We start from the raw sequence: 14,290 nt of genomic DNA on the forward strand, positions 1-14,290 counted from the left end.
ATTCATTTTTATGTATTATACATAAAAATCCAACTGATTCAGAAAGGTGAAGAATACATGGAAAAGTCGAAATCGATGTTTGGAGGTAATTGGTTTAATGTATAATCAAATATGTATAACATATCGATTTATTAACGGTAGAGTCTGGGGGGGTTAGCTTAGCTAACAAGAAATCCAGAGTACTGCTTCACTATATGTAATATATAAAGTTTATTTTATCTGTAAATTAAGGAGAGAGAGTATGTCTGTTTTTTCATCTATTTCAAAAAATAAAAATTTAATAACACAACTAACTAAGAGAGATATATTAGTTAAATATAGAGGTTCAATGTTGGGAATGATCTGGTCAATTTTGAATCCCTTAATAATGCTGATTATCTATACTATCGTATTCGGTGAGATATTTAAGTCTAAATGGGGTAACACTGAAAATGAAAGTACCTTTATTTTTGGATTGACGCTTTTTACTGGGATGATTGTATATAATTTATTTTCAGAAGTTCTGAGTCGGTCAGCTACGATTATTCAATCAAATGTTAATTATGTGAAAAAAATAATTTTTCCGCTTGAAATACTGATTGTTGTCTTGATGCTAACAGCTTTGTTTAATGGACTTATAAGTTTAATTGTACTAATGATAATGAACATTTTTTTGGGACAAGCCTTGACTTGGACAATTCTTCTAATTCCAGTTGTTTTATTTCCAATTATTTTATTATCAATGGGACTGGCTTGGTTTTTGGCTGCCTTAGGCGTCTTTTTTAAGGACACAAATTATATTGTTACTCTAGTCCTTCAAATTGTGCTTTTTCTATCACCTGTTTTTTATTCAATAGAAAATGTTCCTGATTATTTGAAAGGTATCTATAATTTTAATCCTCTTGGAATAGTGATACAGCAGATGAGAGAAATTGTATTATGGGGTGAAATGCCAAACTGGATACAATGGGGCAATATAACCTGTATATCATTTGTGATTTTTGTCGGCGGTTATTATTTCTTTACAAAGCTGAAAGGGGCATTTGCAGATGTTATCTGAGAATAATGCTATAGAAATAAAAAATATTAGTAAAAAATATTATTTATATAATAGTCCTGCTGATAGAATGGTTTCTTCGCTATTTAAAAATTTTAAAAAGTTTAATGAAGTCAATGCTTTGAATAATATTAGTATAAATATCCCAAAAGGCAAGACTATTGGTTTAATAGGACAAAACGGTTCTGGGAAAAGTACCCTGTTACAAATAATTACGGGTATTTTGAAAGCTACTAGTGGTGAGATTGAAGTTAATGGTAGAATTGCAGCATTGTTAGAATTAGGATCAGGTTTTAATCCGGAATTTACCGGAAGAGAGAATGTTTATATGAACGCGACAATATTAGGTTTAACTAAAGAAGAAATTAATGATAGATTTAGTGATATAGAAAAATTTGCTGAAATAGGTCACTTTATTGATCAACCGGTTAAGACCTACTCTAGTGGTATGTTCCTAAGATTAGCATTCGCTACTGCAGTCCATACAGATCCTGATATACTTATTGTTGATGAAGCTTTGGCCGTAGGGGATGTGCGTTTTCAGAGCAAGTGTTTCCGTAAGTTTAAGGAATTTCAGGAACGAGGCAAGACTATTTTGTTTGTTACACATGCAACCGAACTTCTAATAAGACATTGTGACTACGCTTATTTAATTAATCAAGGAGAATTGATCCAAGAGGGACTTCCGAAAGAGGTTGTTAATACCTACTTGGATTTACTCTATGGTAAACAAAAAAAGCTGAATAATACGACTGAAACTCTAGAGGCAAATATTCAAAGTAGAGAAGTAGATGCCGAAATACAAAAGAAATATTCTCGAGAAATCATTGAATTTATTACAAGTGAGAATTTAAACCCAAACTGTGAAAACAGAAGGAGTTATAATCAAAATGAATTTAGATGGGGAGATAAAAGAGCTGAAATTATAGATTATTTAGTATTGTCAAACGATATGGTAGATCCAATCGATTGTAGTTCGTCGGAATTACTTCAAATAATCATGAAAGTGAAGTTTAATGATAAAGTGACTTCTCCGATATATGGTCTAACTATTAAGACAGTAGATGGCGTCACTGTTTATGGAAATAATTCTAGAGATGATTCGATTGAGGTCTCTTCACAAAACGAGGCTAACTTTTGCTGTGTTCAGTTTGCTTTTATTCCTCAACTTGTAGAAGGAGATTACTTTATTTCATTAGGAATAGCTGAAGATATTCCTGGATTAGAGGCTCCACCACTAGATAGAAGGTACGATCTTATACATTTGAAGTTTCATCATGATTCTTTAGGGTTTGGGATTGTAGATCTTGGAATGAAAATTGAACAATTAATTTAAGTTGTTTTAGATAACTAATTTTAATTTGTAATGAGGTGAGTATTATGAGTGCTAAAGATGAGTTTCAGAATTATACTAATCTATTGAATCTAAAATATTATAATGGAAAAGACAATTATAGTGACGGAGATATTGAAGATGAAATTATTAATTATCTAAAAGAGTCACAAGGTGACGATGCGAAATTGGATAATATTTTCGAGAAGGATACACGCTGGCCGATTATTTATCATTTATCTCATATTAGAAAAAATATTGTCAATTGGTACCCCTTTAAACAAGGGGCTAGGATATTAGAGATCGGCGCAGGAATGGGGGCTATTACAGGTACACTTTGTGATAATGCTAGTCATGTAACAGCGATAGAATTATCTAAACGAAGAGCAGAGGCTATTGCAATTAGAAATTGTAATAGAGACAATTTAGAAATAATTGTGGGGAATTTAAACGATATTGAACTACCCTATAAATACGATTATATTACTTTAATTGGTGTGTTGGAATATGCTGAGTCATTTACTCATGAAGAACAACCTTATAACGAATTCTTGAAGAAAATCAGTAGGTTTCTTGCTCCTGATGGTAAGCTTTTAATAGCTATCGAAAATAGATTGGGACTTAAATATTGGTGTGGTGCTGAAGAGGATCACACTAATATACAATATGATGGGATCTCTGGATATCCTTCTTCAAAGGGGGTAAGAACATTTGGGCGAAATGAACTTGAAACGTTATTAGTTTCTTCGGGGTTTAAGAGCAATCAATTTTATTATCCGTTACCAGATTATAAACTTCCACAGGTTATATTCTCAGATGATTATTTGCCCACTATTAAGAATTCGAAGAGATACAGACCTTTTTATGCTGGAATTGAAAATCTTCATTTGAGTGAACATAGTGCCATTGATGCTGTTATTGATAACAATTCGTTCCCTATGATGGCGAATTCTTTTTTTGTTGAAGCGACTTTTAACTATAATATAGATTCAAAAATTTCTTTTGTTACTTTTAACAACGATAGATTTGAACATTTGAGAGTGCATACAAGAATAGTAGACAATAAGAAAGTAGAGAAATTTTGTGATGAAAAGGCGTTGAAGCATTTAGAGGGAATCAAGGATAATAATTTTCAACTTACTAAATTGGGAATGCCAATGATCAAAGAAGCTATGATTAATAACCGAATAGTTAGTGATTTTATGCCTTATGAAACTGTTGAAGATAGAATTCTTGATTTGTTTAAAAACAGAAAAAAAGAAAGAGCTATTGAAGTGATTGATCAATTTTGGAATATGCTCGTGTCGTGTTCAACAAAAAAAGCTGATGACAATAGTTATTTTTACATGGAGGGCTATATTGATTTAATTTTTTCGAATTGCTTCATAAAAGAAGAGTTTTTTTGTTTTTTCGATCAAGAGTGGAAATTTGAAGTTATACCAACAGATTTTATTTTGTATAGAGCAATAACTAATTTATATCGTTTTAATAGTTTTATTGAAACGATTATCTCCATGAATGAACTTCTCTCAAGATACAATATAGATGAATATAAAATTAATCATTTTAAGGATTTAGATGAAAGAATAATGAACCGAATTCTTGATAAGCATATAGTAGAATATCTTGAGACTCGAAGTCAGTTTAATGATAGTAATTGCATTGAAGAGTCACATTCCGATCAAATAAATAAAATATGTAATGATTATGAAAGTGAAATAAAACGAATACATGAGGAAAATTCAAATGAGTTGAATAATAAAAATAATCAAATAAAATCAATTGTTGAAGACTATGAGAAGGAAATTGATAGACTTCAAAACGTGAATAATTCTCGTGTGCAAGAGATTCAAGGCATGAATGATTCTCGTATAAAAGAGATATGTAGTGATTATGAAAGTGAAATAGCTCGACTTAATGCAATCATTAGTGAACATAGTATTGAAATGTCATTGATAAAAGAAAGTAATAAGGAGCTAGAGTTATATAAAAATGAAACGCAACAAAATTATATATTAGTACGAAAAGCTTGGAAGAGCTATTTTAAAAAATAGTTAAATTTAAGGGGTAATGATTTTGAACATTAAACAAGGGATTAGAAAGATAGCAAAGCGAATTTATAGTTTGTTACCTGTTCCTTATAAGGCGAAAAAAAGAATGAGTTACTTTGTTAAACGTAATTTTTTTCGTGATTATACTGGGGAAGGGATTATTGATATATACAGTAATTCATATAAGTTATCTCAAATAAATAAGAAGATCAAACGAGTTTCAGTAATTATCCCTAATTACAATTATGCTGAATTTATAGTTGAACGAATCGACTCGGTATTACTTCAAACATATCCGATTCACGAGCTAATTATTGTCGACGATTGCTCCAAAGATAATAGTGTGGAGGTTATCGAAGCGCATTTGGAAAAATTGGGCAATCCTTCGAATGTTCGATTCATTATAAATGAAAAAAACAGCGGAAATGTATTTGCCCAATGGCAGTATGGGTTTGAACACGCTTCAGGGGAATATGTATGGATTGCAGAGGCCGACGATAGTTGCCATCCTAGATTTCTTGAAAGTGTAATGGGAGGCTTTGAGGACGAAGAGGTTGTGATTTCGTATTGTGAGTCCTTAACTATGAATGAATATAATCAAGTGTTAATGAAAGACTTGCGCCCATGGATTGATATTTATAAAACTGGAAAATGGGATAAAAGCTATATTGCGGATGGGATCGACGAAATTACTTCAACACTGTGTATTAACAATACAATAGCTAATGCTTCCAGTGCAGTATTTAAAAATGGAGATTATCATGAAATATTGGAAGTATCAAAGAATTATAGATTAGCAGGAGATTGGTATGCATATATGAGAATGTTTGAACTCGGAAGGGTAGCATATCTGGATGAATCACTAAACTATCATAGAATGCAGGAGAAGAGTGTAACTCTTAGTATTCATAAGGATTTGGAATTTAATGAAATCTGCCGTGTTCAAGATTACGCACTAAATAATTACCCGATAGAAGAGGTTGTTAAGCAAAGAGTGCTCGAAAGAAGAGAAAGGGAGAGAGTTAGATTTGGACTATAATAAAAAATTATCGGTTATTGTTCCTGTATATAATACCGAGAAGTATCTAAACCGCTGTTTAGACTCAGTGCTAGCAGCAATCCCTGAGCATTCCGAAATACTTATTATTAATGATGGGTCCCCTGATCAATCTGAAGTAATTGCATTGAGTTATTGTGAGAAATACCCTGAGATTATACGTTATTTTCACAAGGGTAATGGTGGATTATCTGATGCTAAAAACTATGGTCTTAGTCATGCAACCGGAGAATATATTATATTTTTGGATTCAGATGACTACATAGAGCCGGATATGTATAGAGAGATCCTAGGTGAAATGCAACAAACGGGATCCCAATTGGGGATATGCGATATCAATTGCGAGTATGAAGTAGAAGGAACGAATCTGATTAGCTGTTGTTATAATCCTAATCGCGGAAGTACATTCTTTCAAATTCTCGATACACCATTGATGGCAGCATCCTGGAATAAAATTATTCACAGAAGTTTATTTGAAGGTTTGGACTATCCTACCGGGCTTAATAATGAAGACGTAGCAGTTACACCTATTATATTAGGTCGCGCGAATCATTGTGTAATCGTAAAAAAGCCAATGTATAAATATGTTCAACGCCCGGGGTCCATTCAGAACTCAACATTTAATAATAAGCGTTTTGTCATTATTGAAACAACTAATATTGCTATTGAGCGTGCTGCTGACTTTCCGCTTCATATACAAGAGCAGATCAAAGGTTCTCTATATATCCATCAAATATTAGGGCTTGTTCTTTATCCCATTAGGCAGCAGAGCTTTCTTAAGAGATATTCGATGATCAAGGAATATATGAAGAAAGTTGATGGATATTTTATTGATTTTTTCCAAAACAGATATGTGATGGATAATGGAATGACAGATACGTATAAGAATCGAATTTTCAAAAGATTAAGTACCAGACTCTTGAAAAAAAAGCTGTATTTAGTTACTTCCATCTTTTTTGGGCTCGTTAATTTAGCCGAACAAATAAATTCACAAATGGTTAAGAAGGGGCATAAATAAGTGAGTGTTGATTTGAATGTTAATAAAAGAGTTGATTGGGTTGATATTTTTAAGGGCCTTATCATAATGATGGTTGTCCTCGGCCACGAAAATGGGTTTCTTGTTAAATATATTTATTTGTTCCATATGCCTGCCTTCTTTTTTATATCGGGATATACAGCTAAGTTAAATAAACAAAGCTTTTTTACATTCACGAAAGAAAGATTCTTGAGATTGATTGTTCCGGTGTATTGTATCAATATTCTTTTCTTTTTATTTCGTTGGGTAATGAATTTGCTGGGATTTGGTTTGGTATTTTATAGTGAACCGATGAACGCGAGTGATTTTCTCCATAGTATCTACAATCTATTTGCTCTTAATATCACCTCAGATTTAGCAGGTGTATCGTGGTTCTTCATTGTTTTATTTTTAGCTTCAGTATTGCTTAAATTAGTTCATGATATTTTCCGTGGAAAAAAATTGGCGATAGCTGCTACATCAATCTTGTTATTTGTTGTAGGATACTGGTTTGTAAGACATAATATCAGATTTCCAAAAACATTATTTGATCTGGTTCTGATCGCTCAGTTTTATTTCATGTGTGGGCGTTTATTATCTGAGAGTGGTTTTATGTCAAAGATTAAGTTCAATATTGATATTCTTGCTTGTATACTCGTAATACTTATATACCCTTTATATTATTTTGCTAATATATATTGGGGAGGGACAGACTACCCTAGTAGAAGCTTCGGCAACCCTATAATTAATGTGATTTCCGCTTTTATTGGCATAACCGCTACTATTGCTATAAGTTATCTTTTGAGGAATATTAGAATACTTAAATGGATTTTTATAAAATTGGGCGAAATAACGCTAGCGATTGCATTTATGCATTTTCTCGCTTTTAGAGTTTTCTTCGGGATTTTGTATCTGCTTAATATCGTTGATCGCTCCCAGGTGCAACAGCTAATTCCTAGCCAGAATGCGAATTATCAGCTAGTGCTGTTTATATTTACAATTGCCTTCTGCTGGATAATAAATTTCATATTACAGAAAAACGATGTTTGCGCGGCATTAATACTTGGCGTGAAGACGAAACCCTTCAACCGTATATCTTCCGTATTAGATTATATATTCAAACCGCTTCTTGATTTATGTGTAAGATTAAAGCTGTATTGTTCCAATCAATTATCAGCTGTGATACCTTATATTAAGCAAAGACCGATCTTATTTATATTCATGTTCATTATTATTGGATATAAGATCGTGTACTTTATGCGGCCATGGATCAATGTGAATGATGAGCTACTGATTCTAATAAGTTCTCAAAAAGGACTGGGCTCAATTTATGAATATATTGCTAATGTTAGTCTAAGCCAAGGTAGAGCCTATTTTCTGGGCAACTTAGTGGCCCTAATAATCTTTACAATTAAGAATGTTTATGTATTCCGCATCATTTGTTTATTGATACTTGTTTCTAACATCTATTCTTTCATTTTATTATGCAATAAGATCTGGAATAATACTGTTTTAAGCTGGATGTTATGCTTCTTATTTTTCGTAAGTCTTACTTTTTCATGGGAACCAGCTATTCCTAATGCTTATATCACATTCTATGGGGTAAGTATTACCGCATTGTTCTTATCATTAAGATATTTCTACCTATATATTGAGAATAAACAAACGAAATTCATTGTTTTGAGTATATTGGGATATATATTATGTCTCTTTACGTATGAGTTGTTTATTATATTTGCGCCACTATATTTATTAATAGCAATGAGTCGAATCAAGGGATTGAAAAAATCCATTTATAAAGTACTACCTATTATTATTTCTACAGCGGCTTATATTGTAATCTATCTGATTTGGAGAAAACTCTTCGGTTCTGGATACGAGGGTGCAAAGGTAGATCTCGCTAGCTTCTCCATTGTTGATTGTTTAAGAGCGATAGTAGTGATAGGACTTAGCGCTCTTCCAGGCGCATTATTATTAATCTCTAAATATCGGTATATATATTTTGATTTATATGGTGATCAACAATTTCAAAGTAAATACCTTAATATCATTGCACAGGTGTTCACAGTTCAAAATGTCATTCTAGGTCTTCTGGCATTCTATATCTTCTATAAATTATTACAAGAATCCAGAAGAGTTGTATTCTCAAATAGAATGATTATATATATAGGGATTGCTGCGGTATACATTTTTATCCCAAGTACAATATTGGCAGTGACTCCGCTCTATCAGGAAGCAGTGAAGAATAGTTCATTTATTACTTTAAATGCCTCTTATTTTTCACTATTTGCATGTATTCTGTTCTTTTGTTTATTGGTAATTAAGTTGCTACAGAGAGTTGGTTCTGAGAAAAAACAAAAGTTGGTTATCTTTCTAGGCGCTGCTTTTATTGCTATGATGTGTATTCTTAGTAATTTTCAGAGCGATACAATTACCAAACATCAGAATTATTTGAAACAGAGACTATCCTTTATTAATTCATTTATTAATAGTGATAGCTTCCGCAATATTCAAGATGGTGCGGTGATCTATGCTCCTTCAATATTTAAATCTGAAATGAGCCTAGCTATTCATGATTCGTTTTGGGATGAATACACCAAAATACGAATAGGAAAAAACGTTCACTTCACCAAAGAATTACCTGATTCTAGTGTCCATAATCCAGTATACTATTTAAAGGATATTGAGCTTGATTCAAGTCAAGAACGTTATCTCGTATTTGGCAAGATTGACGTTACTAACCAGCATAATGATTACTTAAGTGATGATGCTTTGGTGATATATAGTGGTAAACAGCGACAGCATATTATTGAAGGTAAGGTAAAAGATAATGGTATAGGGGAGATCAGCCTAAATGATCAAGGCACTACGTTTATGAATGGTGAATATCAGATCAGTGTTAGAAGTCAAGATGCGTTTACTAGTGATCAACTACCTGGATCTATGATATTTGCACTCAAAGGTCAGAAATTTTATTTGAATAGTATTCGTTTAGTCACTGGCCACTATGAAAGTTATGATTTACATGGACAAAAAGAAGGAAATACATTGGCTACAGGTACAGATAAATTGGGTTGGTATGCTCCTGAGAGTAATGGAAGCGGCACATGGATGAGTAAGGAAGCTAGTGTACGATTATTAACTGGACAAGCAGGTTCGCTTATCGTTAAAGGGTATATGACTGATTATATAGATTCTAACGAAATAGCTATTCTTGTCGACGGTGTTGAAATGGGAAGACAAACAGTAAGAAAAGGGGAATTTACCTTCAATGTTAAAGTTCCTGTAGATAAGAGTATTAAGGTTACTCTAGAAGCAGGAAAAACAATGATACCGGCTGATTTGAACATCAATAAGGATACAAGAGAGCTTTCTGTTTTAATAACCTCTATTAAAGCTGAATAGTAAAATGTGCGGTATTTAGAATTTTTACATGGCCCTATGTAACCTATGATGTAGAAGCTTCTGATATCCTTAATACGCAGGTGGAAAAATGGAAAAAATTCAAGTTCTCATGTCGACATACAATGGAGAGACCTATATTGAAGAGCAGCTTCAGAGTATTTTACGACAAACGTATCCTAATATAACTATTCTTATTCGTGACGATGGTTCAAGCGATGATACAGTGACCATCATTCAGAAATATATGAGTATGTATTCTGACAAGATTTATTTGATACAAGGTAGTAATGTAGGGGTTAAGCAAAGCTTCTATGAATTAATTCAAGCAGATCAATCCGATGCAGCATACTGCTGTTTTTGTGATCAAGATGATATTTGGATGGATGACAAGATTGAAAGAGCAATTAAACTTTTACAATCCTGCGATACTGCGGGATTGTATTTCTCATCAACGATGCTAACTAATCACATGCTAAATCCGATCAAGGTTTGGCCAACTCCTCCATACAAGACGCTACATTTCTACAATGCTTTAGTAGAAAATATTGCTGTAGGAGCAACAGTGGTTATGAATAAAACAGCGAGGGATTTGATCGCTTCAAAAATGATAGATACAGATAATCTTCAAATGCATGACTGGTGGGCTTATCTATGCGTATCTGCATTTGGCAGGTTATACTATGACGAAAGGCCATCTATTTATTATAGGCAGCATAGTAGTAATGTTGTTGGAGGTCATAGTACGTTATATCACAAATTGTGTAGTAAGTGGCAGAGCTTCCGTAAGCATTCTGGAGATAAACTATTGAAGAAACAAGCAATGGAGTTTTACAAGCACTACGGGGATGCGTTAGATATTGAGAAGCTCGAACAATTGAAGCTATTTATTCAAGATCGAGGCTCATTAAAAGACAAGTATCTGTTTCTTCAAAGATCAAAGCTATATCGACAATCTTTTCTAGAGAATCAACTACTTAAAATTCTTATTTTAATAGACTATATCTAGAATTTGCGTTTACTATTTCTAACACAAAGGATCAAATTCAAGGCGTGTCAGCGTCTCTCGAACTTGATCCTTTGTGTTGTCTTACTGCGGAGCTTTATTATTTAGTAGCTTGCTGAAGCTAGAACTGCAGTTTGGTTATTATTTGCCTCTACTTCAGGTATAGTAACAGTTTCAATGATATACCTCGGACGGACTTTAACTTCCTTATATATTTTTCCAATGTATTCTCCGATTAATCCCATAGCCAACAATTGTAGTCCGCCAATGAACCAGATCGACAGCATTAATGATGACCAACCTGAAGCAGTTTGTTCTGTTAATTTGCTAATAATAGAATAAAGAGCGACTAATATACTGAATAAAGACATTAGTATTCCTATAGCAGAAATCATACGAATTGGAGTCACACTAAAGGAGGTTATTCCATCGAAAGCAAAGGCTAACATCTTTTTTAATGGATATTTTGATTCTCCTGCAAAACGTTCATTTCGATCATAATATACTTCTGTAGATTTGAAACCAATCAATGGTATAATTCCTCTTAGAAACAAGTTAACTTCCTTAAATGTAGAAAGATGCTCAACAGCTCTCTTGCTCATCAAACGATAGTCAGCATGATTAAATACGACATTAACTCCCATAGAATGCATTAGTTTATAGAATGCAAGAGCAGAATTACGCTTAAAGAAAGTATCGGTTGAGCGTCCTCGTCTAACTCCATAAACAACGTCATATCCCTCTTGATACTTTTCAAGAAATTCGTATATAACATGAATATCATCTTGAAGATCAGAATCAATGGAAACTATACAGTCTGAAAAATCCTTTGCGAAAATTAAACCTGCTAATAATGCATTTTGATGTCCAGCATTTTTAGCAAGCTTCATTCCATGCACATAAGGATTAGTCGTATTATGTTCATTAATAATACTCCAAGTGCTATCTCTGCTCCCATCATCAACCAACAAAATCATACTGTTAATAGAAATTTTACTTTTACTGATTAGATCGTCAAAAATAATAGTAAGTTGTTTAATAGTCTCAGGTAAAACTGCTTCTTCGTTGAAACATGGAATGACTAATGTTAAAGCTGGTATCTTTGTATCACTAATACCCAAATCAAAATCGCCCCTTTAGATTATTTATGAATGTAAGTTTATTTTAACATTAAAAGTATTCTTGATAAACTGATTTGACAATCCAAGATTTAGGAAGAGTTGTTGATATAAATTTAGATTAATAATATTATTAGTAAATCAATAACTGAGCAATTTAGACTAATACCTTTTCCTCTAGAATGCCAGCAGCATATTATGAAGTGATTCGTCGTAGTGAACTGGCTATCTGTATATGACGGTATTAATTTAGCCTAAGGCAGATACTAAGTATTGTAGTAATTTGCAAGTATGAAATAATGTTTTCAATAGAATAAAAGGTGGAATACACATGAAACTCCTCATCACCGGCGGAGCCGGCTTCATCGGCAGCAACTTTGTATTATACATGCTGCAACAACATCCTGATTATCAAATCGTTAACGTAGATGCGTTGACGTATGCAGGCAACCTGGAGAATTTGAAGTCAATTGAAAATCATCCGAACCACAAGTTCGTAAAGGCAGACATTACCGATGTAGCAGCGATGGATGCGCTGATAAGCCAAGGTATTGACGTAGTGGTGAATTTCGCGGCTGAGTCTCACGTGGATCGGAGTATTTTGGAGCCGGAAGTGTTTGTGAAGACGAACGTGCTTGGAACACAAGTGCTTTTGGATGCGGCGAAAAAATACAGTGTCACTAAATTCGTTCAGGTATCTACGGATGAGGTATACGGATCACTTGGAGCAACTGGGTTGTTTACTGAAGAAACTCCTTTGACTCCGAACAGTCCTTATTCGGCCAGCAAAGCGGGTGGCGACCTGCTTGTACGTGCATACCATGAGACGTTTGGATTGCCAGTGAACATTACCCGCTGCTCTAACAATTATGGACCGTATCAATTCCCTGAAAAACTTATTCCACTCATGATCTCACGCGCACTTGCGGATCAAGCGTTGCCTGTTTATGGGGATGGAATGAATATCCGTGACTGGTTGTATGTTGAGGATCACTGCAGCGCGATTGATCTGGTTATTCACGAGGGAGTAAACGGTGAAGTCTACAACATAGGTGGCAATAATGAGCGTACGAATGTGCATATTGTAAACACGGTATTGCAGGAACTAGGCAAACCGGATTCTTTGATTACTTATGTTCAAGACCGTCCGGGTCATGATCGCCGCTATGGTATTGATCCTACCAAGATTATGAGCGAGCTAGGCTGGAAGCCAAAACACACATTTGAAACAGGTATTAAAGAAACCATCCAATGGTATCTCAATAACCGTGAGTGGTGGACCCGCATTCAATCTGGGGAATACCAGAAGTATGCTGAACTACAGTATGGCGATCGTTTGGGAGATTCTCTATAATGGCTCAACTGAAGGTGCTTGTTACAGGTGCGGCCGGACAACTGGGCCAAGACGTTGTTTTACTACTCCAGCATCAAGGTCACCAAGTGATGGGCTGCGACCGTCAAGAGATGGATATCACCGATCTGGATCAATGTATCCAGGTTATTGGTGAGTTTGGACCGGATGCTGTCATTCATTGTGCTGCGCATACGGCAGTAGATGCGGCGGAAAGTGACATCGATGCAGCGTATTTAATTAATGCTACTGGCAGTCGGAACGTAGCGCTAGCTACTGAAAAAGCCGGAGCTAAGTTGGTGTACATTAGTACGGATTATGTTTTTGACGGGATGGGCACGAAACCCTACCACGAATATGATAATACCGATCCACAGAGCATCTATGGGAAGTCTAAGCGGGCTGGAGAGATTCTAGTACAATCCCTTTCCTCTAAATATTTCATCGTACGGACATCATGGGTGTACGGCAAATACGGAAATAACTTCGTCAAAACAATGCTGAAGCTTGGTCAAGAAAAGCCGATGCTTCAAGTTGTAGATGACCAAAAGGGTTCACCAACCTATACAGTCGATTTAGCTCGATTCTTGCTTGAGCTTATCCAAACTGAGAAGTATGGTGTATACCATGCGTCAAATAGCGACTCTTGTACTTGGTTTGAATTTACTCAGGCGATTTTTGCAGAGGCTGAGGATATTTTGGGCTTGAAGTTCACTGCTAAGCTTGAGCCGTGTGCTACAGAACAGTTCCCACGCCCTGCACCACGTCCTCGTAATTCGGTGATGGAGCATTTGTCGATTCGGACGAATGGATTTAAGGATATTCGGCCTTGGCGTGAGGGGCTAAGAGACTTCCTTCTGGAGCTAAAAGAATAGAATAACAGTAATGGAACTCCCATTTCGTTTATAACGATACGGGAGT

10 protein-coding genes are annotated in these 14,290 nt (G+C 34.6%); 9 read left to right on the top strand and 1 reads right to left on the bottom strand.

Translation table 11 applies throughout. The features are described 5' to 3' along the window. The first annotated feature begins 241 nt into the window (after window positions 1–241). The 7 genes from NSS67_RS05255 (at window position 242) to NSS67_RS05285 (ending at window position 10,903) form a co-directional block, all read left to right on the top strand. Complete coding sequence (locus tag NSS67_RS05255; RefSeq protein WP_339318641.1) at window positions 242–1,039, top strand: ABC transporter permease; 798 nt, start codon at window positions 242–244, stop codon at window positions 1,037–1,039. Beyond that, window positions 1,029–2,372 (top strand): ABC transporter ATP-binding protein, encoded by a 1,344-nt coding sequence (locus NSS67_RS05260; RefSeq protein ID WP_339318642.1) that lies wholly within the window; start codon window positions 1,029–1,031, stop codon window positions 2,370–2,372. Before NSS67_RS05255 ends, NSS67_RS05260 begins: the two co-directional genes overlap by 11 nt. A 44-nt stretch (window positions 2,373–2,416) precedes the next feature. Further along, on the top strand, window positions 2,417–4,423 hold the full coding sequence (locus NSS67_RS05265; RefSeq protein WP_339318643.1) for a class I SAM-dependent methyltransferase: 2,007 nt from the start codon (window positions 2,417–2,419) through the stop codon (window positions 4,421–4,423). A gap of 22 nt (window positions 4,424–4,445) precedes the next feature. Beyond that, window positions 4,446–5,459, top strand: a complete 1,014-nt coding sequence (locus tag NSS67_RS05270; protein WP_339318644.1) for a glycosyltransferase family 2 protein — start codon at window positions 4,446–4,448, stop codon at window positions 5,457–5,459. Further along, window positions 5,449–6,495 carry a glycosyltransferase gene (locus NSS67_RS05275; protein ID WP_339318645.1) on the top strand — a complete coding sequence of 349 codons (1,047 nt, stop codon included), beginning with the start codon at window positions 5,449–5,451 and terminating at the stop codon, window positions 6,493–6,495. Before NSS67_RS05270 ends, NSS67_RS05275 begins: the two co-directional genes overlap by 11 nt. After that, the gene (locus NSS67_RS05280; RefSeq protein WP_339318646.1) at window positions 6,496–9,897 is read left to right on the top strand and encodes an acyltransferase family protein; all 3,402 of its coding nucleotides are present in this window, start codon (window positions 6,496–6,498) and stop codon (window positions 9,895–9,897) included. It begins immediately after the preceding gene. 109 nt (window positions 9,898–10,006) lie between these two features. Next, window positions 10,007–10,903, top strand: a complete 897-nt coding sequence (locus tag NSS67_RS05285; protein WP_339318647.1) for a glycosyltransferase family 2 protein — start codon at window positions 10,007–10,009, stop codon at window positions 10,901–10,903. Window positions 10,904–11,004: 101 nt separating this feature from the next. Here the strand turns inward: NSS67_RS05285 and NSS67_RS05290 are convergent, their stop codons facing one another. After that, window positions 11,005–12,021: a glycosyltransferase family 2 protein gene (locus tag NSS67_RS05290; protein WP_339318648.1), complete on the bottom strand. Its 1,017-nt coding sequence runs from the start codon at window positions 12,019–12,021 to the stop codon at window positions 11,005–11,007. Window positions 12,022–12,349: 328 nt separating this feature from the next. Here NSS67_RS05290 and rfbB point away from each other — a divergent pair, with 328 nt between their 5' ends. Together rfbB and rfbD are read left to right on the top strand one after the other, a co-directional pair. Continuing rightward, window positions 12,350–13,372, top strand: a complete 1,023-nt coding sequence (gene rfbB / locus NSS67_RS05295) for a dTDP-glucose 4,6-dehydratase (RefSeq protein WP_339318649.1) — start codon at window positions 12,350–12,352, stop codon at window positions 13,370–13,372. A gap of 8 nt (window positions 13,373–13,380) precedes the next feature. Continuing rightward, window positions 13,381–14,244 (top strand): dTDP-4-dehydrorhamnose reductase, encoded by an 864-nt coding sequence (gene rfbD / locus NSS67_RS05300; protein ID WP_339320507.1) that lies wholly within the window; start codon window positions 13,381–13,383, stop codon window positions 14,242–14,244. Window positions 14,245–14,290 lie beyond the last annotated feature (46 nt).

This window comes from Paenibacillus sp. FSL R10-2734 (assembly GCF_037963865.1).
Lineage (GTDB): Bacteria > Bacillota > Bacilli > Paenibacillales > Paenibacillaceae > Paenibacillus_AQ.

Excerpts from the sequence above, each read along its gene's own strand:
- NSS67_RS05255 (WP_339318641.1), top strand. The coding sequence starts at position 242 with ATGTCTGTTTTTTCATCTATTTCAAAAAATAAAAATTTAATAACACAA.
- NSS67_RS05260 (WP_339318642.1), top strand. The coding sequence starts at position 1,029 with ATGTTATCTGAGAATAATGCTATAGAAATAAAAAATATTAGTAAAAAA.
- NSS67_RS05265 (WP_339318643.1), top strand. The coding sequence starts at position 2,417 with ATGAGTGCTAAAGATGAGTTTCAGAATTATACTAATCTATTGAATCTA.
- NSS67_RS05285 (WP_339318647.1), top strand. The coding sequence starts at position 10,007 with ATGTCGACATACAATGGAGAGACCTATATTGAAGAGCAGCTTCAGAGT.
- rfbB (WP_339318649.1), top strand. The coding sequence starts at position 12,350 with ATGAAACTCCTCATCACCGGCGGAGCCGGCTTCATCGGCAGCAACTTT.